Source organism: Vibrio sp. OPT41 (assembly GCF_015163595.1).
Taxonomy (GTDB): domain Bacteria; phylum Pseudomonadota; class Gammaproteobacteria; order Enterobacterales; family Vibrionaceae; genus Vibrio; species Vibrio alginolyticus.
In genome coordinates, this window is sequence record NZ_JADDYH010000015.1 from 91875 (window position 1) to 118013 (window position 26139).

Below are 26139 nucleotides of genomic sequence, written 5' to 3' on the forward strand. Positions count from 1 at the left end.
TGATCATGCCGAAAATGCGTGGAACCTCACCAATGTTTAGAAGGATGATGACAAACGCAGTAATGATGTAAGCTAACGCCATAAATGGCACAACGACTTGGGTAAAGTTCGCGATACGCTTTACGCCACCAAAAATGATGAAAGCCAAAATGACACAAACAACCGTACCAGTGAAAATTTTAGCAAAACTGAAGGTACCAATAGCGGTTTCAATCATGTCACCTGAGCCAAATGCGGCTTCTACTGCGTTACCGATACTGTTCGATTGAACGCCAGGAAGTAGAACACCACAAGCAAAGATGGTCGCGATAGCAAAGATCCAAGCGTACCATTTTTGTCCCATTGCTTTCTCAATATAGTAAGCAGGGCCACCACGGAACTCGCCTTCGTCTTCTTCTTTATAAATTTGTGCAAGTGTTGATTCTGCGTATGCGGTTGCAGCGCCAAAGAAGGCTACGACCCACATCCAGAATACGGCGCCTGGGCCACCGAAACCGATAGCAGCAGCAACACCAGCAATGTTACCTGTACCTACACGGCCAGACAGTGAAACGGCAAGTGCCTGAAATGATGATATCCCTTTTGTTGAACTCTTCCCTGAAAGTAATAAGCGCCACATCTCAAAGAAGTGACGAATTTGTACAAAACGCGTCATGATTGAATAGAACAAACCTGCGCCAAGGCACAAATAGATCAGTACCGGGCTCCAAATAATTCCATTCAGAAAATCAACTAATGACTGCATGAGTATTTTCCCTGTTAGTTGTGTTTGTGGTTGTTTTTCACACAATACATTACCCTTTATGTAATGCAATTGTTAACTTTTTTAGCTACAAATCCTTTGTAGCGTGATGATGAACACAGAATGGAGAGTAGTTGTTAAAATTTGGTTCTTGTTGCTTATTTGCTCCTTTTAGGTAGAAGATTTGCCTGATGATTAATTATGCAGCACATTGTCATTTAAATGTGCTGCGATTTTGATGAGTTAAAAATGCCAGTGGTTATGCATTTTGTGGAGTAAGTGTCTGCCTGTTTTTTGTTCAGTCATGTCCTCAGGCGTAACGACAAAGGTTAAGCTCCGCATTATCCATCACTTTTGTTTTTTCACCTTTCATTACGCTTGCTAGCAATTGACCTGAACCACAAGCCATCGTCCAACCCAGAGTTCCGTGTCCGGTGTTAGTAAAAAGGTTATCGTATTTAGTCGCGCCGATAATTGGTGTGCCATCAGGCGTCATTGGCCTAAAGCCGCTCCAAAACTCAGCTTGGCTGAAGTCACCACAACGAGGAAAAAGATCACGGATGACCATTTCGATAGTGTTTTTGCGCTTTTGTGGAAGGGAAGTATCAAACCCTGCTAATTCTGCGGTGCCAGCTACGCGAATTCTGTCATCAAATCGAGTCATAGCGACTTTATAGGTTTCATCCATCACAGTAGATCGAGGAGAGAAGTGTTCATCTTCCATCGGGATGGTGAGTGAATAGCCTTTGACAGGGTAGACCGGAATATCAATATCGAGTTGCTTGAGTAGCGCTGTAGAGTAGCTGCCAGAGGCCACTACATATTGGTCTGCTTTAAATTGTCCTCGGTTCGTTTGGACACCTATGATCTTTTTGCCTACTGTAACCCAATTGCTTACTTCAGTATCGAACTCAAATCGGACACCGTGTGCCTTAGCAAGCTCCGTTAGTTGTTGGCAAAATTGATGGCAATCGCCCGTTTCGTCATCAGGTAGATGCAAGCCACCAACCAGTTTGTCTTTCACAAGTGCAAGCCCTGGCTCTTGTTCAATACATTGTTCGACGTCCATTAGCTTAAATCGGGTTCCGCTTTGTTCAAGGAGCTGCATGTCCTTTTCAATAGCTTGCAGCTGTTGATGTGTTCGGAATACTTGCAAGGTCCCAAACTGACGTCCTTGATACTCAATGGCGTGTTCTTGGCGTAACTGTTCTAAGCAAATACGGCTGTGGTTAGCGATCGAAAGCATGCGAGCCTTGTTAACTTGATAGCGAGGTAGGGTGCAGTTCGCGACCATTTTACTCGCCCAGCGGATCATGTCGGCATTCAGAGTGGGTTTGATTTTAAGTGGAGCATGCTCTTCCATTAACCACTTAATGGCTTTAACAGGAACACCAGGCGCAGCCCAAGGCGAAGAATAGCCATACGAGATCTGCCCGGCATTGGCGAAGCTCGTTTCCATGGCACTGCTTGGTTGGCGGTCAATGACGGTAACTTGATAGCCTGCTTGAGATAAATACCAAGCAGAGGTTAAGCCGATAACGCCGCTGCCTAATACGATGACTTCCATTGATGCACTCCACACATTTATCAGAGTGCTCAGTTTCTTTTCTTTACCTTTTATTAACAATCGATATAAATTACACACAGTGTTTAGAAAAACTATAGGCTCAAGGATGAAAAGTAATCTGATAAGTGGTTTGTGCCTATTTAGCCAAGTCGCGGAGTACAGTAGCTTTACTGGTGCCGCAAGACATTTACACCTCACCACTGGTGCCATAAGCCAACAAATTATTCATTTGGAAGCGTTATTAGGTTTTACTTTATTTGAACGCCACTCTCGCGGTATTCGTTTAACCGTAAAAGGCACTCAGTTACACCAAGCGACGCAGTTTCACTTTTCGGAACTGAGCAAATTGCTTGATGAGCTCAAAGTAGAAAAGCAAACCAATGAAATTCGTTTGAAGTTGACGCCTTCTTTTGCTTTCAAATGGTTAGTCCCAAAGCTCGAAAGCTTCCATCATGATAATCCGGATATCCAAGTACAAATCTTTGCGGAAGGTGCGCTGGTAAATAGTGAGATAAAAGACTATGACGTCGCAATTGACTATGGTCTTCATCCTTATAGAAATGCTAACGCGGAGCTGATTTTGGATGAGCATCTGCTACCGGTGATGAGTCCAAAATACCTTGAGGATCATGGCTGGCTAAAAACGTTGTTTGGTGAGCAAAAAAACTCAATGCCAGTGAAGCAATGGCAAGAGGCGACGCTACTACACGATGCGATGCCATGGGAAAAAGCGACGCGTGACTATGAGTGGCTATATTGGGCGTCAGCGATGGGGTTGGATTTTAAAACCGATGTCGGACACTTTTTTAATCGAACGGATATGGCGATGTCTGCAGCCGAAGCTGGCGTTGGGATTGCGATGGCTCGAATGGCATTGATTGAGGATGAATTGACGACAGAGCGTTTGGTTTCTCCATTCAAACCGATTCCTGCCAATGCAGGGTATTACTTGATCATGAACACACGTACGAATGCGACAGAAACGTTTCGTCACTGGTTACTTGGACAGTTGAATTAGCGTTTTATCTCTGTGATTTATCCCTACGTTATTTGTTGAAAAATTGGGCAATATAAGTTTTATAAGCAAGGTAAGTGCTTTGCTTGCCGCTATTTGAGTGATGAAAGACAGGGAAGAACATGAAAGACGAAACGCTATCCATCCATTTTGGTTACGAAACTGACCCGACCACCAAATCTGTCGCGACACCGATTTATCAAACAGTCGCGTACGAGTTTGACAACGCGCAGCACGGCGCTGATCTGTTTAACTTGGAAGTGCCGGGGAATATCTACACTCGCATCATGAATCCGACTAACGATGTTCTGGAAAAACGCATGGCGGCGTTAGAAGGCGGCATTGCTGGATTGGTCGTGAGTGCGGGGAGTGCAGCGATTAACTATGCGATTCTGACCTTAGCGCAAGCGGGCGATAACATCGTTTCTACGCCGCAACTTTATGGCGGTACTTATACCTTGTTTGCGCACATGCTGCCAAATCAGGGTATTCAGGTGAAGTTTGCTAAAGATGACAAGCCAGAAAGTTTGGCCGAGTTAATTGATGAAAATACCAAAGCGGTGTACTGCGAGAGCATTGGTAACCCTGCAGGTAATATCATCGATTTAGAACGTGTGGCGGAGCTTGCTCACGCACAAGGCGTGCCTGTGATTGTGGATAACACCGTCGCGACGCCAGTGCTGTGCAAACCCATCGAGTTCGGTGCGGATATCGTAGTTCACTCTCTCACTAAATACGTTGGTGGGCATGGCACCACATTGGGTGGCGTGATTGTGGATTCAGGTAAATTCCCTTGGGCGCAGCACAAAGACCGCTTTCCTGTTTTCAACCAACCAGAACCTTCTTACCACGGCGTGGTGTATACCGAAGCGTTTGGTGAGGCGGCATTTATCGGGCGTGCGCGTACCGTACCACTGCGTAATACCGGAGCCGCATTATCACCGATGAATGCATTTATGCTTATGCAAGGGCTAGAAACGTTACCGCTGCGTATGGAGCGCCATACCGAGAACACACTCAAAGTGGCTAAATTCTTGGAACAGAATGACAAAGTCAGTTGGGTAAGTTATGCCGGATTGCCAAGTTCTGAACACTTCCATCTCGCCGAAAAATACATGAAAGGTAAGCCTTCTGCGATTTTGTCGTTTGGTTTAAAAGATGGTTATGACGCTGGTGTGCGTTTTTATGATGCTTTGAAAATCTTTAAGCGTTTGGTGAACATTGGCGATGCAAAATCATTGGCTTGCCATCCTGCATCGACGACTCATCGTCAATTGAGCGAAGCAGAACAAAAACAAGCTGGTGTGTCTCCAGAGATGATTCGTTTATCGGTGGGTATTGAACATATTGACGATATTCTAGCCGATTTAGAACAGGCACTAAACGCGTAAAACGATTCTGTTTTTAGCTTTGGGTTACCCATAGGCCAGCCTTTAAAAAAGCTAGCCTATTTTTATTTTATTGTTTAAATATCAAGGGTTTTAGTGTTTTTGGATTGTGGTATTCCAAAAGCTCATGGTGGATGAAATTTATTCCCTTGTCGCATTTGGGGTTGTTCCTGATGATGTGTGCAAATCTTACACATTGGAAGGGACTCAAATGTCTTACGTATTTCACCGTCATTGCCATGCCACGTTGCCAATCATCGATAAAGGTGAAGGTGTTTATCTATTCGATAAACAAGGGAAACAGTATCTCGATGCTTGTGGCGGCGCTGCGGTATCAAACCTTGGCCACAGTCATCAAGCCGTTAAAAAAGCTATGTTGGAACAGCTCGAGCGAGTGCCGTTTGCTCATACTGGATTTTTTACTAGTGACAGCAGTGAGCGACTAGCGGAATTGATTTGTCAGCATATGCCTGAGCAGTTCAACCATGTGTATTTAGTCAGTGGCGGATCAGAAGCGGTGGAGTCGGCACTAAAAATGGCGCGGCAGTATTTTGTGGAATCAGGTAAGCCAGAGAAGAAGCAATTCATTGCGCGTCAGCAAAGTTATCACGGCAATACGTTGGGAGCTCTGGCGGTCGGTGGTAATGAATGGCGACGTGAACCGTTCAAACCTATCTTGCATCCGAGTCATCACATTGCCCCTTGCTATGCTTATCGTTGTCAGCAGAGTCATGAGTCGGAATTGGATTACTCATTGCGAGCGGCGAATGAACTAGAGGCAAAAATTCTTGAGTTGGGGGCTGAGAATGTCATGGCTTTTGTCGCTGAGCCCATTGTGGGAGCCACCGCTGGAGCTGTGCCTGCGACTCAAGGTTACTTCAAACGTATTCGCGAAATATGCGACCAATACGATGTGTTATTGATCTTGGATGAAGTCATGTGTGGCGTTGGACGCAGTGGTAGTTTTTTTGCATTTGAGCAAGAAGAGGCAGAACCCGATCTGGTGTGTATGGCTAAAGGGCTTGGTGCGGGTTATCAACCTATTGGCGCGGTGGTTGCGAATGATCGAGTCTACCAAGCTATTGCCGGTGGAAGCGGTTTTTTCCAACATGGCCATACCTTTATGGCGCACCCTGTGGCGTGCGCTGCTGCCGTGGCAACCATTCAAACCATCTTCCAAGATGATTTATTAACGGCGGTGAATCAGCAAAGTGCTTTGCTGCGTAATGAGCTTACTTCTGAATTGGCCCATTTACCGTACATTGGCGACATTCGTGGTAAAGGCTTATTTTTTGGCATTGAGCTGGTGGCGGATAAAGAAAGCAAGGCGCCTCTGAGTAAAGCCACATTGGCAGACAAACGCATCAAACAGCAAGCAATGGAAAATGGCTTAATGTGCTACCCAATGGGCGGAACGATTGATGGCGTTAATGGGCACCATATCTTGCTTGCACCGCCATTCATTATTCAGCCTCACCATATTGATGAGCTAGTTGGCAAACTCTCATTAACGCTAAAAGAGGTAGCGAAGGAATGGAATTAGAAAATCGATGTATACGAGAGCCTATCGCTATTATCGTGGCCCCAAACGGTGCAAGAAAAACTAAGCACGATCACGCCAGCTTACCCATGACAAAAGACGAACTGGTTGCAGAGGCTATCGCTTGTCAAACGGCAGGGGCTGCCATGATCCATTTACATGCTAGAGACGCCAACGGACGTCATTCATTAGACATCGACGACAACATGGCAATTTACTATGCCGTGAAAGAAGCGGTGGGACAAAACATGATGGTACAGCTCACCACAGAGGCGGTGGGCTTGTATTCTCCGCCACAACAGATGGCGTTAGTTAAAGCTGTGAAACCAGAAGCGGCTTCTTTCGCATTGAGGGAGTTAATCCCTGATCGAGCAAGTGAGAAAGAAGGGTATGCCTTTTTCCATTGGGTGGCAGAAAACAACATCGTGAGCCAAATTATTCTCTACGATGCAACCGACATTGAACGTTATTTCCAACTGCGTGATGCGGGCGTGTTACCTAAAACGTATCAGCATGCATTAGTGGTGTTAGGGCGTTATCACCAAGCTCAACAGTCTTCGCCATGGGATTTACGAGGTTTGAATTTGGCGCATTTTGTCGAGGAAGAAATTCGATGTGCCATTTGTGCTTTTGGCGCGCGAGAGCAAGACTGTTTAGCGAGTGCGATGTTACTTGGATTCGATGTGAGAGTGGGGTTTGAGAATAACCACGTCGATGTGGCAGGCGAATTAGCAATCAGTAACGCGGCTCAGGTGGAAGCTCTACGCGATGTGGCGCATCGCTTTGCGATTCCTTTACACAGTGCGCAAAGTTTGCGTTCAGCTTTGAAGTAAATCTGCTCGCGGAAAAGAAAAAAAGAAGAAAGGAAAGTAAAAAGGCTCCATCGGAGCCTTTTCGGTATTTGTCGTTAGTTCTCAGTTTGCGCTACAGGTTGACGAGCGGGATGTTTGATAAACACCGCGACAATAGCCGCTATCGCTAATGCAAAACAGTAGTAAGAATTGGCAACTACTTCAAGTGGCGAGAGGTTGAACACGGAACCTAGCAGCAATACTTGAGCACCGTAAGGCAACACGCCTTGCACCACGCATGAGAAAATGTCTAACAAGCTTGCTGAGCGGCGAGGAGAGACATTATTCTCTTCCGCCAGTTGGCGAGCAACGCTGCCCGATACAATGATGGCTACGGTGTTGTTTGCCGTACAGCCATTGACCATTGATACCAAACCTGCAATACCTAGCTCGCTTGCACGACTGTTCGCATGCTTAGAGTGACTAGAGCCAAACGCGTGGATAAGGCTACTAACGAAATTTGTTAGAAAAGCAAGGCCACCTTGGCGGCGCATCAGTTCACTCAAACCACCAATCAACATGGATAACAAGAAGATCTCTTGCATGTTACCAAAGCCTTTGTAAACGTCTTGGGCTAGATTAGTCAGTCCGTAATTGTCAATCGATGCCAAGCTCACGCCGCCAGCCAAAAGAATGCCAATCGACAGAACCACAAACACATTCACACCAGATACCGCTAGGATCAAAATAGTGATGTACGGCAAGACTTTTAGCCACTCAATATCGCCAGTTTCAGGCACTTGAGTCGCGGTACTGTTGAAAGCGAACACTGCAATCGCGATCAACGCCGCAGGTAAAGCAATACGAATGTTCTCTTTAAACTTGTCTTTCATCTCACAACCTTGAGAGCGTGTCGCCGCGATGGTGGTGTCAGAGATGATAGAAAGGTTATCACCAAACATAGCGCCGCTCAGTACAACGCTTGCGGTTAACGGTAAGCTCATTCCTGCTGATTCAGCAATACCCAACGCTACGGGGGCAACGGCTGCGATGGTACCCATCGAAGTCCCCATTGCTGTTGCGATAAAAGCAGAAATCAGAAAAATGCCCGGTAAAATCATGCTGGTTGGAATAGCGGATAAACCAAGGTTTACTGTTGCATCAACACCGCCAGAGGCTTTTGCTACCGCAGCAAAGGCACCTGCAAGCAGATAGATCATACACATTGCGATGATGTCTGGGTGGCCAACACCACGCATGAAGTGTTCGATTGAGCGGTTAAGCCTCTCTTTACTTAAAAGAAACGCAATGATGATGGCTGGTAATACCGCGATGGGTGCAGGCAGCTGGTAGAAGGCAAATTCCACGCCTTGCAAAGATAAGTAAGTGCCTACGCCAATAAATAGCGCAAGGAATACAATTAATGGGATCAGTGCGACCGCAGACGGTGCAACTGTTTTAGTAGTTTGTTGGGAACCGGACATGTAAACGACAATGTTAATGATAAGAGAGAAGAGCAGACTAATATCACATTTCTACATTGTCAACGTCTAGACGTCTAAATGGCTGCTTAGGTTTTACACGTAAAGAAAAAGATAAAAGCTCGTGTTGCGTATCTCACTGATACCACGAGCTTTAGTTATGCGCTAATGAAGAGACTGTCGTTATTGCATTGATTTGGCTTTTTTGCGTTTAACAATACCTAAAACCATCCACGTAAATAAGACAGCAGCAAATGCCCATACCAGATATTTGTATTCGGTGTACAGGTTGCTCAGCACGCTTAAATGCTCAAATGCAAAGTGAGTTAACAAGCTGAATACCAATACCCAAACCGTCGCCGCGAGGGCGTTACCGAGCAAAAACTCTCTACGTGGCATTTTCGCGATACCGCATGCAAGAGGCATAAATTGCTTCATTCCTTCAATAAAGCGGCTGACGACCAAGCACGTAGGGCCGTATTTCTGGATAGTCAATTGAAGCGTTTGCATCTTCGGGCCGGAAATGTAGCCTTTTTTATCTAACCACCCCTCAAAGTAATAACCGATTAAGTAGCCACAGGTATTACCAAAAAAGCAGCTCAGCCACGATACCATCATTACCATACTTAGGTTCATGACTTGCTCTGACGAGAGCAAAGATGCCGCGATCATCAGTGATTGACCAGGCATCGGGATACCTATCCCTTCTAGAAATATACTGACAATCAGAGCAACGTAGCCGTATTGCTCAAGCAAAGGCTTCATTGACATGAGAAGTTCGTTAATATGTTCCAAAAGCTTTCCCCTAATAAAAGCGGAACGAAGTTGGAGTGATACTCCGAATGTCCTATTGGGTCAATTCTTGTTTCTCACCATTGAGAAAAACTGACATGCCTCTAATAATTGCGCAGAATCAACCAGCAGCAGGCTTTATTCGCCGCCACGCTCTTTGGTAGCGGCGAATTAGGGAGATCCTTATGACTCTTTAGCTTTAGTAAATGCGCCATACAAATCAAGGCGTCGGTGACGTAAGTTGGTTACTGAACCCTCGGTATTAAGTTGCTTCAACTTAGTCAAATCAACATCGGCGAAGATTATCATTTCGGTGTTGGCGCTTGCTTCTGTCAAGGTCGCATCGTGCGGGAAGTAGATATCCGACGGTGAAAATACGGCAGATTGTGCGTACTGGATATCGACATTATCAACACGAGGTAAGTTGCCGACACTGCCCCCAATTGCAACGTAGCATTCGTTTTCGATGGCTCGTGATTGGGAACAGATTCGTACTCGTTGGTAGCCATTTTTTGTGTCTGTCCAGAAAGGAACGAACACAATTTGTGCGCCTTGCTCGGCGAGCATTCTTCCCAACTCTGGGAACTCGCTGTCATAACAAATCAGTATGCCGACTTTGCCTGCATCGGTTTCGAACACTTGAACATTGTCACCACCGTCGATCACCCAGTCTCTTTGTTCATGAGGCGTGATGTGGATTTTATATTGAGCGTTTATTTCACCATCTCGTTGCAGCAAGTAGGCCACATTATACAACTTGCCATCCTCGATGACGGGCATACTGCCTGCAATAATGTTGATGTTGTAGGTGACGGCCATCTGCGAGAAGCGGTTTTTGATCTCTTCTGTAAAGCTAGCCAAAAAGCGAATTGCTTCGACGGAATTTTGGTCGTTTTGCAATCCCATCAGCGGCGCGTTAAAGAATTCAGGGAATAGGGCGAAATCGGCTTTGTAGTTCGCAAGAGAAGAGATGAAGAACTCAGCCTGATCGAGCAAGTCCTCTAAGTCATTCATGGCGCGCATTTGCCACTGCACAACACCAATACGAATCAGCGTTTTTTCTACATCATGGACGGATTGAATATCCTCTTCGTAGAAGAAGTTATCCCACTCCAGTAGAGTTGCGTAGCCTTTAGAAGCACTATCCTCTGGCAAGTAACCACGCATAATACGCTTTACATCGAAGTCATTTGCAAGCTGAAAAGACAAAATAGGATCGTGAAGCTCACGGCGTTTTATCTTGTCGATGTATTCAGCCACGCTCAATTCGTCAGCATATTTGTGGTAATTCGGGATGCGGCCACCGGCCAAAATTGCTTTGAAGTTCTTACTCCGGCAAAGTTCTTTACGCGCATCATACAGACGGCGACCTAAACGCAGTCCACGGTAGTCCGGGTGAACAAATACATCGAGACCATACATGGCGTCACCGGTCACTTGGTTTTGGATGACGTTGTTCTCGGTGATGATGTCGGTGTATAGGTGAGGAAGTGAAAATCGGTTGTAGTCCACTTTGATTGTTAGCGCTGCGCCGACAATTTTTCCGTTATCCTCAATACAGATTTGTCCATCAGGAAACTGATGAATGAGATCCATGATGGTCAGGCGTGGCCATGAGCCACCAACATCAGGAAAAACAAGGTCCATTAATTCCGCGAGCTCTGGGTAATCGGTCGGCTCAATGGTGCGTAAAGAGAGTCTTGGCGTGTTGCTGTCCATATCCTACTATCCATTTATCCTTTTTAAATAGTATGGATGAGAATGCCATAAATTTGAGCAGACAGATACCGAAGTCTTTGAGTTGTTTTGGTTTACCTAAACGAGCTTAAAGAAACAACATTAACTTAGCTTGCTCTTCAGCCATTCGTGAAACACCGCTACTTTTTTAGCCGAAAGGCGATAATTTGGGATCATCACGTAATAACCATAACCGCTCTGTAAAGTTAGGTTGAGAATATGTTGGATATCCCCTCTTAAAATAGAATTCTGCGCCATAAAATCAGGAAGTAAGGCGAGTCCTTTTCCCATTTTGACGGCTTCGTAAGCTAGGTAAAAATGTTCAAAGCCTACAGAGTGATAGGTAACGGTTGATTCTACTGCATGTGCCGCCTTAAATTGCTCCCACAACTGAGGACGAGTGATTTGAGGTATCAGCGGATAGTCGCTAACAGCGTGCACATTCTTGAGTGCAGGAGCGTTAGTACCGACCAATAGTAGTATTTCTTCGCATAGTAAGTGGCTGTATTCATAATGCGTGGATAATGGAAGGCAGCGAATATGTAAGTCACTTTCGTTGCTCGAATCTTTGACGTTCCCATCCCCAGTACAGACTCTTACTCGGATGTTAGGATGTTGCTGGTGGAAGTCATCAATATTAGGTATCAACCAAAGACTGGCAAAAGAAGGGGTTACGTCCACGGTGAGTAATTCTTGCTTTGAATCTGACTGGATTAAGTTGGCAGTTGCATGCTGAATAAGCTCCAAAGCTTCTGTGACTTGCGGCAGATAACGCTTGCCTTCTTCGGTTAACTCAATACCACTCGCCCTTCTTTGTATTAAAGGTAAACCCACCAATTGCTCCAGCGATGCGATTTGTTTGCTTACTGCGCTTTGCGTAATACATAGGGCATCCGCTGCTTTAGAGAAACTGAGGTAATTAGAGACCGCGACAAACGTCCTTAATGCTCGAATAGAAGGGTATTCACTGCCTTTTAACATACTTCAGTTCCATTAAACTCTGCTTAGGCAAAGAGTAGAGTATTCACGGCTTGAAGCAAAGTAAGATGCAACGTATGTGTGATTAGCTTCCTTTCTTATAAAAACTAGCTAAGCGTTTTTTGACTGATTAATCTACAAGAGTATTTTAGATGTTTATTTAATTTCTTTGAAAAATCTACAAATTGACAAGAATCTTTTTCACATCATCGATTAACCTCAATTTAGTATTGTTTATATAAAGTAAACAGACAGATCTTTTTTTCTGTTTTTGTTCGGCGTTCTTTAGAGGATTGTCAGTATTCTATAAAATTAAATATATTTTTCATTAATTTAAAGTTGGCATTGCATTTGCTCTTTACTATTCGAACCTTCAATGGAACTTATATTAGGAGAACGAAATGAAAAGCAATGTTGTTACTTTGATTAGCCTTTTTTCTTTAGCAACGTTTAGTACTTTATCACATGCTGCGGACTCCAACGATCATGGTGTATATGTTGGCGCCAACTACGGTTACTTAAAAGTTGATGGACAAGATGACTTTGATGATGACAGCGATGTTATTCAAGGTTTAGTTGGTTACCGTTTTAATCCTTACTTAGCGTTGGAAGGTGGTTACATTGATTTCGGTAGCTATGGTAATAACCTAGCAAATGCCGAAACGGACGGCTATACAGCGGCTCTAAAAGTTACCGCTCCCATTGCTGATCGTGTCGACCTTTACGCAAAAGGCGGTCAAATGTGGTACTCGACGGATTACAACGTTGCGGGCTTCCAAGGCAACAAAGATGATGAAGGTGTATTCGCTGGTGCCGGTGTGGGTTTTAAAGTTACTGATAACTTCTTAGTTAACGCAGAATATATGTGGTACGACGTAGAACTCAATGCGGAGAATGTCGCGAACGGTGCAAACACGGAAACAGACTTTAACCAAGCATCACTAGGTGTAGAGTATCGCTTCTAATATAGTTAGCCGTGCTGGACTCAATAAAAGTGCGAAGCAAAATAGCTTCGCACTTTTATTATTTATCATTCAAATAATTTAAGACCGATGAAGCGTATATATAAAACGATGGCTAATTTATTTTATTGTTACTCCAGGGTATTTAATACGTTACTAGCATGACTGTCTAGCCTTTTTACTAACCTTGAAAAACAAAGCTTTATTGCTCTACAAGTAATATTAGATAGGTTAATTTCCGCATTGCCTGACATTACATTTATGTGGCCTATAATACCGCGTACGTGTTCGTTACGTTCATTTTTTAGCTCTGAAATTAGCTAATTGAACCCAAGTAGCAAGGCCTACGGTCGCATCTGTTGTATTATATGACCCAGACCTGAAATTCTTAGTAAAGTCAAAGTTGAAGAGACTATTTTACTTACCCAACCATCAGTCATCCGAGCGTTATATCTCTTGTTGAAGTCAAGAAATACGTTGCGTTCTAGATAAGTTTAAGGCTTAGATTGTAGTGCCGATCACTCATTACTTGTAGCGTTATTGACATAACCCGGAACAGATTTTTTCCTAGTCCATGAGCGTGGAAGTCGATACCAGAACCTCCTTCTAACCGATACTCAATGCCCCCGTGAATGAATGGCCAAAGAGGAGGCATAGGAACTGGAGTTGCATCATGAGTGCATTATTTAATTTCCATACAAGTCAGAGTCTATATAACCAAATAAGTTACATTGGCTGTTCACGTAGTAGTCATCGTTTTCTTCATCATCAATTGAAAAAGCAAAGTACTTAAGAGGGTTCTCAGTGTCACAAGCAAGGTTAGCCATGTTATTTTTTACGTAATCCTCTATTTTATAACCATCAAAGCTTCCTTCCCAAATAATAGTACTTTCATCATTGCTGAGTTCTGCGACTAAAACAATAGTTACATAGCGATCAATGAGAGGAGTGCTTATGACGTCTTTATTTTCATAGACTGGAGAAAACTCAAAGCGACCAGTACTGTCTGTGAATGTTGATAAGTCTATTGATTTCCCTGACATGCTTAAACCAATACTAAGGCTAACCTTTAGGCTACTAAGTGGTTTTCCTTTCTTTGTTAACACACCATTGATTTGCGGTGTGTATTGATTAACGTGTTCGTCATTCAATTTACTTTCTTCAAAATTCATTACAATGCTCACTAATATGACTGTAATAATTCCAGCAACTTAATTTTTCACAACAATATTTTCATTTTGAAATTTAAAAATCTATATATGTTGTGTTTCTGTTCAATATCTAAGGTTAACTTTGTGATTAGAGTTACATTATTTTTTGTAACTACTGTTTGTAGTCATTACATCTATAGAGTTGTAATGAAACAAGCGAGTAGGGACTAACAATGAATACATCAATCAATTCATCGAGGGAGATGAGTATAGACTTTAGACTTAGATCTAGTTATCTCTTAGAAAGGATAGGTAAGCAGAAGACTTTTAAGTTGCAGGGCTTTTAGTACCATGCTCTCTGCCTTTTTGATTAGTACTTATGAACTTCTTGTTTACTGATTAATACTCAACGAGTTTGTAAACCTACATGGGCCAAAGGTATGCGGTAATCTATGTAGTAAGATTTCAGAAAGCATGAATGTTTGAAAAAAGAGACTATTTTAGTTGATACAAAAAAGGCCACCCGAAGGTGGCCTTTTCCAAACGTTTGGTGGGCTGGCGTAATTTGAATCTGCATCTTTAGTATATGATTTTTAATGGTATTGGTTGGTTTGATTTTTGTTGGTGTACCTTGTGGTGTACCCATTTCTTGACCATCCCCTAAAAATTGTTTCAATTTCCGTATATTTCCTCCTATTTACGTTAGTTCTACTTAGCATAAGACAATGTTGTATCATCCATCCCTTTATGTAGGGGCTATGCAAGGTCGAAACAAGCGTCAAATGAGCAAGTTATTAAATCTAAGAGAACTCTTCACACTAGAAGAGTCAGCAAAATTCGTAACAGATTTGCTAGGGGAGTCTGTTGTCTTGACGGATATATGTCAGTTAGCTCTAGATGGGCATTTAACTATATCGGTTCGATTGATAAACCAAGCTTATGCCCTCGCGGGGCGATGTACTCTTATGGGCAATGAGCGAAGTTCTGATATCTCATTTAAAACTGATACAAGTAAATGGATAGCTTTTGATGAGAAGGTTCAGGTCATTGGTGGTGTTTGGGATTTGCCCATGATAGGCATGGAGTCATCATCTGTTTTGAAGCAATTCCAAAACTCCTCAAGTCAACCTGCATTTGACGGAGGGGACACCAATGGGGTCTTTTTAGCTCAAGGTGATCAAGTATATAAGCTTCAAACAGTGTTAAAACCACTTCCCGGCGATAAGAAGAAACATTCTTTCTTAGCTATGATATTTCCGCCCTTGTGCTACGAAGGTATTACTCTCATGGATCTAATCTTTAGTAGAGATCATGAGATAAAAGAAATGATTTTTAAGGCTGAGAAAGCTGAGTCAGCGGCAGCACTGGAAAGGTTTAAAAGTCAGCCAAGTCTTGATTATGTTTTTGAGGATAGCCATGAGCTTGGTGAGTATGAGCATCAACTGGTTATCAAAAAAACTGAGCTTTTGAGGTTTGTTGAATCACAAAGTGAAGAGGGTTTAGGGAAACAAACAGAAGACAAGTCAAAGAAGCCTAAAGTGGAAAAAACACTTCACTCGAGAGAGCGTAATACATTGCTTGTTCTCATCGGGGCACTTTGTAAGCAGTTGAAAATTGATCCCGGAGCTCGAGGAGTTACTTCGTCTGTGAAACTTATGACAGAACAGATAGGTGCCCCTGTTTCTGATGACTCTATTCGTAACATATTGAACCAAGTAGATGAAGCGATAGAAAAAAGACAAAAATGACCTAATGAGCATACTCTAATTAGGAATTTTGTTTTCCGAATTCGGATTTACCAAGCTTCATTTCAATAACCTCTCGGCTGTCCTATGAACAACCAAGAGGTTTTTTTATGTCTCATAAAATCATTCGTTTACCTGAAGTTATCGATATGACAGGTCTATCTCGCAGTACTATCTATTTGCGCATGTCTCAGGGAAGTTTTCCGCTATCTATTTCACTAGGAGAACGTGCAGTTGGATGGCTAAAAGTCGATATTGAAAAATGGCTCGATGCTTGCGTTTCTGCATCTAAGGCGGTTGATAATGACTAAACGAAATTCACCTAATTGCATAAAAAGCAATCGCAACTATACCGTTATTGATATCAGTGAAACGTTAGGGGTTCACCCTAAAACAGTGCGTAATTGGATTCGTGTTGGTTTACCTGTAGTCGATAAAAAACGCCCACTATTAATAAATGGTGCCGATTTGAAGGTTCACTTTAAACAAAAGCGCAAAGCAATTATGTTCGACTGCGAAGAGCATGAGATGTGCTGTTTTCGATGTAAACAACCAATGAAACCAAGCATTGAGTCAGTGTTTTTCATTGCTAAACCCGCAGGAATGGCTCACATGACAGGCTTGTGTGAAGAGTGTGGATGTCGAATGAACAAGTATGTTTCGTGGCGAAAAGTGAATGATATTTGGCTCGAACTTGAGGGTAAATTACCGATAGCTGAAAAACACTTAATCCTAAGAGGACAAAACCTCTTAAATTGTCCTTTCAATGGAGTTTTTAGTGATGAAAAGTAATAGTACAAATAATGCACGAATTATCTATGAATTTACCAAGTATTTAAAGGAAGCTAAGCGCTTAGATGACTCAACTATTGATGGCGTTCTTAAGTCAGTTAATCGCTTTGAGGAATATACTGGTTATGTTGATTTTAAGAAGTTTAGGGCGAAGCACGCTATTGGGTTTAAGAAGCACCTTCTCAGCAAAAAGTCCATTTCTACAGGTGAGACATTAAGTAAAGCAACTGTGCTGACAGCAACTCGTCACTTGAAGTCGTTCTTCCAATATCTGGTTACGCAAAAAGGGTATAGATCAAAAATCAATTACAGTGATATTGAATATTTCAACTTATCGGAAAAAGATACGCGTATCGCTAACGCAAAGCGTAAGAGAAATGTGGCCACGATAGAACAGATCAAGCAAACCTTGGAGCTTATGCCTTGCTCGACGGTCATTGAAATGCGTGATAGAGCTTTAATGGCATTCGTTATCTTAACAGGAGCAAGGGACGGAGCGGTTGCTTCAGCAAAGATAAAACATATTGACCTTGTTGAACAAAGCTTTTATCAGGACGCAAGGGATGTGAATACAAAGTTCAGCAAAACATTCACAACATACTTTTTTCCTGTCGGCGAGCTGCCACTAAAGATTTTGAGTGAATGGATTGATTATTTGGTTCAGGAGCTAGGTTTCAAGCAAAACTCGCCGTTGTTTCCTAAAACTAAGTTGGCACATAACGCTAACCAGCAGTTTGAGGTTATTGGTTTACTTGAAGAGCATTGGAGCAACGCGAACCCAATCCGCAAATCTTTTGCACAAGCCTTTGAAGCTGCTGGGTTGCCTTACTTTAATCCTCACAGTTTCCGGAACACTTTGGTGCGATTGGGCGAGCGGCTTTGCCGAACACCTGAAGAGTTCAAGGCATGGAGCCAAAACTTAGGGCATGAAAGTGTGCTGACTAGTTTTTACAGCTATGGTGATGTGCCTGATTACAAGCAAGCAGAGTTATTGCGAAAGCTAGCTAAGCCAGCTGAAAACACTGCTCCAGATATGGAAGAGCAGTTCAAGCAATTTATGCAGTTTCAACAAATGATGGGAAACAAGTAATACCCATCAAATTGTTCTGACCAAGCTGGTATCAAAAAACATTCGTATGTTGATACCAGCTTTTATTTTACTTTGTAGGTATCATTAAAATAGGGTTGTTGATTTATGATACCAAAGGTATATGATGCCCCAGTATTTGATACCAAAACTAAGAATGAGTAACCAATGCGTATATTTGCTTATTGTCGTGTTTCTACAACCGAACAATCTACAGAAAACCAAATCATTGCTATTCGTCAGAAAGGGTATGAAGTGAGTGATTCACGTGTTATTAGCGAAACGGTTTCCGGTTCGGTCGAGGCGATGAAACGAGAGAAGTTTAAGCTGTTAATCAACCATCAAATGGAAAACGGAGATATGCTGGTGGTCTTAAAGCTAGACCGTTTGGGGCGAGATAATATTGACGTCCAAAACACTATTAACCTGCTCACTGAAAAAGGTGTAACGGTTGTTTGCTTAGACCTGCCAGTTGCGGATTTATCAAGTGCTGAAGGGAAGTTGATGCTACAGATGTTTTCCGCGTTTGCAGAGTTTGAGCGCAATCGGATTCGAGAGCGTACAAAGGAAGGGATAGAACGAGCAAAAGCCCAAGGAAAAAAACTAGGTAGACCAAAGGCCTATAGTACTACTCGCTTGGTTCAAGCAAAAAAAGCTGAAGGTTTATCACAATCTAAAACATCTCATGAGTTGGAATTGGGAATAGCTACAGTAAAAAGGCATTGGAACAAAGAAGTTATAGATAACTAACTCTACTAAATCTGGTTGTTAATGCATTTGAGTATTGTTGTAACATGCTATATTTCACCCCTAGCAAGTTTACCGTGTACTTGGATGGTAAATGTTGGAGCTTAGAGCTGACGTAACAGTATCAGACTGCTAGATTCAATGAAATTAATGTAGAATAGATATTAGAAGCGATTATAAGTTGTAATACTCAGTTGAGATAAAGAAAGATGTTTGCCACTAACGATTTGGAGATAAGAAAAGCTTTTCATAAGAAAAAGCTAAAGCACCAGCATGCAGACAAGCAGACTCTCGTAATCGACGAATTAGGCCTTATGCATGGTTCAAACAGAGTCGATATAGCTGTTGTTAACGGATGTATTCATGGTTATGAAATAAAAAGCTCAAAAGACACTCTTATTCGTTTTAGTGATCAGTTAGATACTTACTTAAAAACCTTGCAAAAACTGACCGTAGTTGTTGCGCCAAATCATTTGAATGAAATCTTTGATATGGCTCCGGAGTGGGTTGGGGTTATCGTTGCGGAAAAAGGAAGCAAAGGCGCGATACACTTCAAAACTATAAGAAAAACAAAGAAGAACCCTAATGTAGAAGCTATAAATGTAGCCCATCTTCTTTGGAAAGATGAAACTCAAGCTCTACTAGAAAAGCTAGGAGTTCCATCTAACATTCGAAGAGGAACAAGGCTCGATCTATATAAGGTTCTTGTTAACCAAATTAACATAGATGAATTGGTTAAGAATATTAAGTTAACGTTTGAAAACCGTTCAAATTGGCGCTCTGATACACAGCTAGCGTAAGGTGATGGCTAACTGCAGCCTCTTTCCAAGTACTCAAGTTGCCAGTGCCGCATTTACCCTGCGAGCAATCATAGATTTTTTTATCCCCTTTAGAATAATTCTCACCGTAGAAATATCCCTGTGGATCTTTAACCAATTGAGCACAAAGATCTTTCATTTGTGAGGGGGCATCTCTAAAGGCCCCTCCTTTGTAGATAATCCATTTATCTTCATAGGAATACACGAGTTTAGCGGCAGGTTTCATCATTCGCATGTCGATAGAGCTAAATTCTGGAGTTTCAATGGTGTAATCACCAAAACCCAAATTAGGAAAATCCGCTTTTATTGCTGTGTGTAGTGATTTATAAAATATCCAATCACTTCGCTTTTGTTCTGCTCCAGGTTTTTTCACAAGATCTAGTTCGAGTGAAGTTCCGACCACGTATATTGACCGGAATTCCGATATATCGGGTAGTTGTCCAAGTAAAACAGAAAGCATGAAAACAGCATCTTCTGTAGGTTGGTATTCCGCACCTTTTCTAAAATCAACAATCAGATCTGTGTTTGGCGGTGTGCAATCAATCTTTAACAGCAATTGTTGTATTTGAGTATGACTAGTCGGGTCAGCTAGTTCATCTAAGGACACTCTAAAACCAACCCCGTGAGAGCATTCAAACCAACTTTTTTTTACTGCATTAACATAACTACCGTCGTAGCCCAATTGAATTACTGGTGAAAAGTGACCATTTACTGACTTTAGTTCATCAAAGATGAACTCGGGGATTGTGCGTCCATCTTTTACATTATCTAAATGTAGACTAGAGTCTATATCAACTAATGATGGTAGCTCTCCCCACTTTTCTTTGTAACGTTTCGCTAATTTTTCTACATGTTGCTCTGCTGTTTTTTTGGGTTTCTGTTCTTCAAAGTCAAACTCTACTGGAGGTATGACAAAGAGCGGGTATAAGTTCTTTTTCACTGTTTGATCTAACCGAAGTAAAGCTTGGTATTCACCTTGTCTCCATTTCAGTATTGGAAGGTACTTTTTATAGGAACCTAACTCATCAATCATTCAAACAGTCCTCTCACTTTTCCATAACCGACCAAGTCATTAAATTTTGTGTAGTCATTTTTCTCCCGGCGTAACCTCCCGGCGATTATCGCTGGATGAACACCGATTCTCTTTGCGTCACCAATTATTGCTGCATTAGTTGGTATAACTCTCGATACAGCTGTTTTCCATGTGTTTGGAGGAATCAAGTTATCTAAAGCAAATTTATCAGCTTGCCCTTCTAGACCATCAACGATTTCACCAACATTTTCATCAACAAACTCGTGTCCAAACTTGGACAGATGTAAAAAGACATGCCCAAGTTCATGCATCAACACAAACCAAAAATTATCGACCCTATCGTAACGTAACGTCATACCAACAATGGGGTTCCCTTCCTCGGATAACATTGCCGCCCCATCTAAAAACGTCCCCTCTAGGTGTGGTTCAAAAACCAAAATAATGCCTTTGCTTTCAAGAAAAGAACGAGCGATTAGAGGTCCACTGTCTTCTTTACTAAGAGTAACAAGTTCAGGGAGCCAAGAGTCATTAAGTTCGAAAGTAGGTATTTCCTTTGATTTAATCAAATGTTCTGCACTTGATAAGACCTTAGCTTGCCATGCTATCAATGATGTCTTATGGGCAGGCTTTCCTGCATAGCTAGTTTTTCGATGTAGTGCAGGTTGTAGCCCATAGCCAAATGCGCCTTGGATAAAGCTTTTAGCCTCTTCAACTATATTGCTTCCTGCTGAAATCCATCCGCGCTTTAGCATTTCTTTGATTGGGAGGGTATCCCACTGAAAGTCAGTGCCTTCATCAGATTCAAAGATCGTATCTCCACAATCATCAACAATTTTTTGAATATCCAGCCCAATGTATTCTGCTACTTTTAAAGCTCTCGATAAGCTCACGCCAGAGTAATTACTTGACTCTAATGCTTTAAATCTAACTTCAGGAATGTTTAAATACTTCGCTAATTGCTCTTGGCTGATTCCTTTAGCAATACGAGCACTAATAAGGTAATTAGCTAAAGCGTTAACATTTAAAGTAGATAATTCATCTAGAAGACCACCTTTTAGGCGCTGATAACTTCTAATTTCTTCTTCTAGTTCTAGTATTTGACTGTGAATAGAGTCCTTCTGGACTTCAGCTAGCCATGATGAATCGTTATTTAGGAACCCTAGTGCCTCTTTAAGTTTTGAAAGAGACTCTTCAGTAAACTTCAATTCTGAGTCGTTAAGTATCATCGCATATATCCTAACTATCTAATTCATCGCTTAGTTCAAGAAGGACAATTCCCTTGCGGCAACCAGAATGCTTTTCTTGTTGAAAAAATTCCGTATAGGGGGTTTGTTTATTGTCGGCAAAGCAGTGAGCTGGGAAAAACTCACCTTCATATTTAGCCTTCTGTGATGCCCTTCCGTCAGAGAAATCCAAAAAGACTGCATCAAGTTTACTTGGATCTACATTTCCAGCATCCCAACATGCATCGTAATCTCCTGGAGTTGGCTTCTTAGTTACGTAGCTACCATCAATATAGATTTTAGAGCAACCTGCTTGCTTAAGCGCTTTCATCGCATCAATTAAGCCATCAAACTGCTTTCTTCTATGTGGATTAAACACAAACACTTCTCGAAACTCTTCAAGGCTTAGTTTGTGGATGCCTTCCTGTAAAACAGGCCATGGTGCTAAGGGAAGCTCAGTGAAGACTATGGACATTCTTATGGGTTAGATTGGTTGAATATAATATAGTTGTATATCACGAATTGAATCATTACTTCGTGATAAGAAGCCAATATTGAGAAGTACCAATAGAAAATGAAGGTAGTTGTGGGGAAAAAACAAAAAAGTATGTGAATAGCGACTGCTACTAACTTGGAGAAAACTGGTATCCAGAGCAGAGTTCTTATCTAATAATCAATAACCCATCAGTAGTAAGTTCGGTAGTAGCTTTAGATTTGTATGCATTGTATTGCTCACTGATTGACTTTTCCATACTCTTTAGTCCATCCACTTTATCAACTTATACTGACCTTACTTTTGACACAACTTTGTATTGAGTATCAGAGCTAGTGTCGGAGAATAATATGAAAATTGTTATTTTATCTAGAAATCAGCGCATTCCTTCATCTGGGGTTAATACTGCTTATCTAATTGTCGACCATTGGAATGACTTTTCATTCGTCACGATGTTTTACTTGTCACTGTATGATCAAAAGGGCGAACTTCACGAAATTGGAAACGTTAAGATTGGCTTTCAGGGACAATCAATTGAAAAATCGACCTACTCCACTTTAGGAGGTGTGTTTGATTTCCTACCAGAGGGATACTTTTCAGTTGGTCAGGATGTCGACTACTATCAAAAAATTTCGAATTTATCAGAACCAGTTAAAGTCTCGTTACTTAAGGCTCTCAAGGATATAGCTCATGCGCCAGCGCTTATAGAAATTGCTCAGGATGAGGATGTTTTTCGAACGTCTTTACTTAGAGATGTTAGCTTGTCTGTTATTAAAGGGCAGTTCACTAGAGTACTTGAGGGAAAAAAACCGCTAACCAATTTTGAGTTTAAGTTTGTTAGACCTGATCAAGCTAAAATGTCTGGTATTGAATTGACATTTAAAGTGAAAGTAGAAGATAAACCGAGCAGTAATATTCATGCGATTATCGGCCGTAACGGTGTTGGAAAAACTACGCTGCTCAATGGAATGATTGAAGCTGTCACAGGAAAGGGGCAGCCGGGCGTAATGTTCTATGACATAGAAGGTTGGAGAGAAGCTCCTATCAGTAAGGACTATTTTAGTAGCTTAGTGTCGGTGTCGTTTAGTGCTTTCGACCCCTTCTCCCCTCCAACTGAGCAACCTGATCCCTCTAAAGGGACATGTTATTTCTACATCGGTTTAAAAAAAGGAGATGATTCTCTTAAAGGGTTAAACGATATACACGAAGACTTTCTTCAGGCACTGAAGTCCTGTTTAAGCCAAACACCAAAGCGAGACAGGTGGTTGAAAGCGATTGATACGTTGGAGTCTGATGAAAACTTTGCGGGTATGGGGCTAAAAGAACTAGTTGAATACTCGGGTGAAGTGCTCACAAGCAAGGCTCGGAAACGCATTAAGAAAATGAGTTCTGGGCATGCAGTGGTGTTGTTAACCATCACGCGATTGGTTGCTACGGTGGAAGAAAAAACTCTAGTACTAATTGATGAGCCTGAAAGCCATCTTCATCCACCATTATTGTCTGCTTTTATTCGAGCGTTGTCTGACTTACTTCTTGATAGAAATGGTGTTTCTATTATCGCTACACATTCACCAGTAGTGCTTCAAGAGGTTCCTCGATGCTGTGTCTGGAAAATAAATCGTTGTCGATTGGTGACAGAACCTCGTAGGCCCGCCATTGAGACATTTGGGGAGAACGTGGGTATTTTGACAAGAGAAGTTTTTGGCCTTGAGGTTGTTAAATCTGGCTTCCACGATTTGTTAGCTAAATCCGTTGCTTCCGGCGATACCTATGAGGAAATAGTGGGTGGCTATCGTGATCAACTTGGCGTTGAAGCGAGAGCGCTATTGAAGGCTCTTGTTGTACATCGAGATCGGGGGGAAGGTTGATGTTGAAACTTAAATTACCTGTCTACTCGTATCCAGACGCGTTAGCCCTTTGTCGTGATGGGATCACAGGGAATAAAGGCTTGCTCCAGAACGTCAATAATGCAACTACTGAATTGCAAATACAAGCACAAGCTTATGAGGCTTCAGGAGCAACAGGCGAACTATATACTATCCAGCCGCTACAAAACCAAGAAGGTGATGACCCTATAGTCTTAGGGCAGTTAAAGAAATCCGACTTGATCAAGTTGTACGGAAATTACGTAGTTGGGAAAAAGAAGCCAGCTCGAGCAGTTTATGACTCTTTGATGATCGCCGCTGATGAGAAGTGCCCATTTTGTGGTGGAATTGGTCGCCCTCGAAATCTAGATCATTACTTGCCTAAGGCACACTTTCCTCAGTTTTCGATAGTACCTGTAAACTTGGTACCTTCGTGTCGAGATTGCAATATGGATGGTAAAGGCGAGGATTTTGCAGCAACTGAAGCTGAGCAGGTGATACAGCCTTATTTAGATGATGTTCGCTACTTCAATGAGCAATGGTTGTTTGCTCGATACCTACCAGGTAACGATGATGAGCCAGGCGTTATTGAATACTTTGTTTCTCCTCCTGAACATTGGGAGGATGCACAGAAGCAACGAGTTGAAAAACATTTTAAGGATTTCGATTTATCCTTGAGGTTTTCAAAGGAAGCAGGGCCAAGACTTGTTACCTTGCTGGCGCAATATCAAGCTTTGTTGGACGTTCCAATAGATGCCGCGACGAGTAAAAGCATCATATTTCAACGTACGATTGATGCATCGCCGTTCGTGAATCACTGGGAAAGGGTGATGTGCTTATCTTTGATGGAAGTCCTGTAGACTTGTTTGGGCTAATTATTTAGCTGGTCGATATTCAATGAAGCACCTCAGGCATAAATAGAGCCTAAGGTGCTGACGTTTAGATGACTTTCAATTGCTTAGTTCCTGTAACCGAAAGGCTGCCTTTGGCGGCTTCTTCTATATAATCACTCCACCAGCACATCATTGGACGTCGACGTTCTAGGTAGTCAGTTCGGTTGTAAGCACTTCTTACTTGGTTATCATCGACATGAGCTAGAGCTGCTTCAATTAGATCCCTATCAAAACCTTGCTCGTTTAACGTAGTACTCGCCAATGAGCGAAGACCATGACTAACCAATCTACCCGCAAATCCCATACGTTTGAGCGCCATATTTGCTGTTTGACTATTACATGGTTTTTTAGGGTCTCTGTCAGAAGGGAATACGTACTCACGGTGTCCGCTAATTGGTTTTATAACTTCGAGTAATTCAATCATCTGTTCAGTTAGTGGAATACGGTGCTCTCTACGCTTCTTCATCCTTTCTGCTGGGATTGTCCATATCTTATCGTCTAAGTCGATCTCCTCCCACCTTGCGCCAGAGGCTTCGCTAGGGCGTGTCATGGTATGTAATTGCCATTCAATTAGACAGCGAGTTGTACGCTTAATACTTGCGTTAGCAATTGCACCCATTAGCTCAGGCAGCTCTGCTGGCTTGAGTGCCGCCATGTTTTCTTTCTTTGGCTTCTTAAATGCAGCTCGAATGCCTGTAAGGGGATTGGCTGGGACTAATCCACAGTTAGTGGCGAAGTTCATAATCTCATTGAGCCGTTGAGATAAGCGCTTGACGGTTTCTAAACTGCCTTTAGCTTCGATAGGTTTTAGTAGTTCTATTACCTGAGGGGCGGTAATTTGCTTAACTGGTATTTTGGATAAACTAGGAAAGATGTGTAGTTCAAGTGAGCGCCAGATATCAACTGCGTAGTCTGGTGTAACGTCATCTTTTTTAATTTCGAACCATTCTTTAGATACATTAATAAAAGTATGCTGGTGGACAGCCTGATGCTCTTTTTGCTGGCGTTTTCTAGCCTCGTGAGGGTCAATACCTTGTGCGAGTAACTCTTTGGCTTCTAGAGTTGCTTTTCGAGCGTTTGACAGAGAAAGATCGGGATACTTGCCCAAACTTAGATTAGCTCGTTTTCGAGTGATCGGTCTGTAGTAATTCACTACCCATAGTTTTGAGCCATTAGGCTTAATTCTTAAACGGAGTCCATCACCATCGAAAAGGTTGTATTCTTTTTCGCTAGGCTTCGCGGCTTTGATTTCTTTATCGGATAGACGTGTTGTTGTTTTTGCCATTATAGGTACATCAA

General features: G+C 42.3%; 25 protein-coding genes. 13 read left to right on the forward strand and 12 right to left on the reverse strand.

The annotated features are described in order from the left end of the window. Both IQP38_RS26350 and IQP38_RS08165 read right to left on the reverse strand, forming a co-directional pair. Positions 1-745, reverse strand: a 745-nt coding sequence (locus tag IQP38_RS26350; protein WP_228010027.1) for an alanine/glycine:cation symporter family protein, incomplete at its 3' end; no start/stop codon positions are given. Between the two features lie 307 nt (positions 746-1052). After that, complete coding sequence (locus IQP38_RS08165; protein ID WP_042521183.1) at positions 1053-2309, reverse strand: D-amino acid dehydrogenase; 1257 nt, start codon at positions 2307-2309, stop codon at positions 1053-1055. 106 nt (positions 2310-2415) lie between these two features. On the opposite strand from IQP38_RS08165, the gene IQP38_RS08170 reads away from it, so the two are divergent. The 4 genes from IQP38_RS08170 to IQP38_RS08185 all read left to right on the forward strand — a co-directional run bounded on the left by IQP38_RS08170 (position 2416) and on the right by IQP38_RS08185 (position 7085). After that, the gene (locus IQP38_RS08170) at positions 2416-3327 is read left to right on the forward strand and encodes a LysR substrate-binding domain-containing protein (protein WP_042521185.1); all 912 of its coding nucleotides are present in this window, start codon (positions 2416-2418) and stop codon (positions 3325-3327) included. Between the two features lie 119 nt (positions 3328-3446). Further along, complete coding sequence (locus tag IQP38_RS08175; RefSeq protein ID WP_193837484.1) at positions 3447-4715, forward strand: O-acetylhomoserine aminocarboxypropyltransferase/cysteine synthase family protein; 1269 nt, start codon at positions 3447-3449, stop codon at positions 4713-4715. 208 nt (positions 4716-4923) lie between these two features. Then, entirely contained in the window at positions 4924-6255 is a 1332-nt protein-coding gene (locus IQP38_RS08180) for an aspartate aminotransferase family protein (RefSeq protein ID WP_042521241.1), read from the forward strand. Continuing rightward, the gene (locus IQP38_RS08185) at positions 6246-7085 is read left to right on the forward strand and encodes a 3-keto-5-aminohexanoate cleavage protein (RefSeq protein ID WP_053302975.1); all 840 of its coding nucleotides are present in this window, start codon (positions 6246-6248) and stop codon (positions 7083-7085) included. Before IQP38_RS08180 ends, IQP38_RS08185 begins: the two co-directional genes overlap by 10 nt. A gap of 74 nt (positions 7086-7159) precedes the next feature. On the opposite strand, the gene IQP38_RS08190 is transcribed toward IQP38_RS08185, so the two are convergent. The 4 genes from IQP38_RS08190 to IQP38_RS08205 all read right to left on the reverse strand — a co-directional run bounded on the left by IQP38_RS08190 (position 7160) and on the right by IQP38_RS08205 (position 12034). Then, entirely contained in the window at positions 7160-8527 is a 1368-nt protein-coding gene (locus IQP38_RS08190) for a Na+/H+ antiporter NhaC family protein (protein ID WP_193837485.1), read from the reverse strand. A 180-nt stretch (positions 8528-8707) separates the two neighbouring features. Beyond that, positions 8708-9295 carry a DedA family protein gene (locus tag IQP38_RS08195; RefSeq protein ID WP_005383738.1) on the reverse strand — a complete coding sequence of 196 codons (588 nt, stop codon included), beginning with the start codon at positions 9293-9295 and terminating at the stop codon, positions 8708-8710. 204 nt (positions 9296-9499) lie between these two features. Continuing rightward, positions 9500-11035, reverse strand: coding sequence for a bifunctional GNAT family N-acetyltransferase/carbon-nitrogen hydrolase family protein (locus IQP38_RS08200; protein ID WP_161440932.1), 1536 nt, complete (start codon positions 11033-11035; stop codon positions 9500-9502). 120 nt (positions 11036-11155) lie between these two features. Further along, positions 11156-12034 (reverse strand): LysR family transcriptional regulator, encoded by an 879-nt coding sequence (locus IQP38_RS08205; RefSeq protein ID WP_193837486.1) that lies wholly within the window; start codon positions 12032-12034, stop codon positions 11156-11158. Positions 12035-12432: 398 nt separating this feature from the next. Between IQP38_RS08205 and IQP38_RS08210 the strand changes: the two genes are divergently transcribed. Continuing rightward, positions 12433-12996 (forward strand): porin family protein, encoded by a 564-nt coding sequence (locus tag IQP38_RS08210; RefSeq protein ID WP_005381668.1) that lies wholly within the window; start codon positions 12433-12435, stop codon positions 12994-12996. Positions 12997-13679: 683 nt separating this feature from the next. On the opposite strand, the gene IQP38_RS08215 is transcribed toward IQP38_RS08210, so the two are convergent. Together IQP38_RS08215 and IQP38_RS08220 are read right to left on the reverse strand one after the other, a co-directional pair. Beyond that, the gene (locus tag IQP38_RS08215; protein ID WP_053302978.1) at positions 13680-14165 is read right to left on the reverse strand and encodes a DUF6795 domain-containing protein; all 486 of its coding nucleotides are present in this window, start codon (positions 14163-14165) and stop codon (positions 13680-13682) included. Between the two features lie 385 nt (positions 14166-14550). Beyond that, positions 14551-14820 (reverse strand): hypothetical protein, encoded by a 270-nt coding sequence (locus IQP38_RS08220; RefSeq protein WP_193837487.1) that lies wholly within the window; start codon positions 14818-14820, stop codon positions 14551-14553. Positions 14821-14926: 106 nt separating this feature from the next. Between IQP38_RS08220 and IQP38_RS08225 the strand changes: the two genes are divergently transcribed. The 6 genes from IQP38_RS08225 (at position 14927) to IQP38_RS08250 (ending at position 19315) form a co-directional block, all read left to right on the forward strand. Beyond that, positions 14927-15892, forward strand: coding sequence for a hypothetical protein (locus IQP38_RS08225; RefSeq protein ID WP_228010028.1), 966 nt, complete (start codon positions 14927-14929; stop codon positions 15890-15892). Positions 15893-15999: 107 nt separating this feature from the next. Beyond that, positions 16000-16200 (forward strand): helix-turn-helix transcriptional regulator, encoded by a 201-nt coding sequence (locus IQP38_RS08230; protein WP_012842097.1) that lies wholly within the window; start codon positions 16000-16002, stop codon positions 16198-16200. Further along, positions 16193-16681: a helix-turn-helix domain-containing protein gene (locus tag IQP38_RS08235; protein ID WP_012842096.1), complete on the forward strand. Its 489-nt coding sequence runs from the start codon at positions 16193-16195 to the stop codon at positions 16679-16681. Before IQP38_RS08230 ends, IQP38_RS08235 begins: the two co-directional genes overlap by 8 nt. Next, positions 16656-17771 (forward strand): tyrosine-type recombinase/integrase, encoded by a 1116-nt coding sequence (locus IQP38_RS08240; RefSeq protein ID WP_228010029.1) that lies wholly within the window; start codon positions 16656-16658, stop codon positions 17769-17771. The genes IQP38_RS08235 and IQP38_RS08240 overlap by 26 nt, the downstream gene beginning before the upstream one ends. A gap of 165 nt (positions 17772-17936) precedes the next feature. Beyond that, entirely contained in the window at positions 17937-18518 is a 582-nt protein-coding gene (locus IQP38_RS08245) for a recombinase family protein (RefSeq protein ID WP_193837489.1), read from the forward strand. Positions 18519-18724: 206 nt separating this feature from the next. Continuing rightward, a complete protein-coding gene (locus IQP38_RS08250; RefSeq protein ID WP_193837490.1) occupies positions 18725-19315 on the forward strand; it encodes a sce7726 family protein in 591 nt (196 codons plus the stop codon). On the opposite strand, the gene IQP38_RS08255 is transcribed toward IQP38_RS08250, so the two are convergent. Genes IQP38_RS08255 through IQP38_RS08265 form a run of 3 tightly spaced genes read right to left on the reverse strand, consistent with a single transcriptional unit; the run spans position 19260 to position 22064 of the window. Beyond that, positions 19260-20366 carry a beta family protein gene (locus IQP38_RS08255; RefSeq protein WP_193837491.1) on the reverse strand — a complete coding sequence of 369 codons (1107 nt, stop codon included), beginning with the start codon at positions 20364-20366 and terminating at the stop codon, positions 19260-19262. The two genes, IQP38_RS08250 and IQP38_RS08255, sit on opposite strands and share 56 nt — an antisense overlap. After that, positions 20363-21592: an XRE family transcriptional regulator gene (locus IQP38_RS08260; RefSeq protein WP_193837492.1), complete on the reverse strand. Its 1230-nt coding sequence runs from the start codon at positions 21590-21592 to the stop codon at positions 20363-20365. The genes IQP38_RS08255 and IQP38_RS08260 overlap by 4 nt, the downstream gene beginning before the upstream one ends. A gap of 10 nt (positions 21593-21602) precedes the next feature. Further along, on the reverse strand, positions 21603-22064 hold the full coding sequence (locus tag IQP38_RS08265) for a DUF6932 family protein (protein WP_193837493.1): 462 nt from the start codon (positions 22062-22064) through the stop codon (positions 21603-21605). Between the two features lie 368 nt (positions 22065-22432). On the opposite strand from IQP38_RS08265, the gene IQP38_RS08270 reads away from it, so the two are divergent. Both IQP38_RS08270 and IQP38_RS08275 read left to right on the forward strand, forming a co-directional pair. Then, on the forward strand, positions 22433-23950 hold the full coding sequence (locus IQP38_RS08270; RefSeq protein WP_193837494.1) for an AAA family ATPase: 1518 nt from the start codon (positions 22433-22435) through the stop codon (positions 23948-23950). Continuing rightward, positions 23950-24807 carry an HNH endonuclease gene (locus IQP38_RS08275; RefSeq protein WP_193837495.1) on the forward strand — a complete coding sequence of 286 codons (858 nt, stop codon included), beginning with the start codon at positions 23950-23952 and terminating at the stop codon, positions 24805-24807. Before IQP38_RS08270 ends, IQP38_RS08275 begins: the two co-directional genes overlap by 1 nt. Positions 24808-24886: 79 nt before the next feature. On the opposite strand, the gene IQP38_RS08280 is transcribed toward IQP38_RS08275, so the two are convergent. Continuing rightward, positions 24887-26125 (reverse strand): integrase domain-containing protein, encoded by a 1239-nt coding sequence (locus IQP38_RS08280; RefSeq protein WP_193837496.1) that lies wholly within the window; start codon positions 26123-26125, stop codon positions 24887-24889. Positions 26126-26139: the final 14 nt, after the last annotated feature.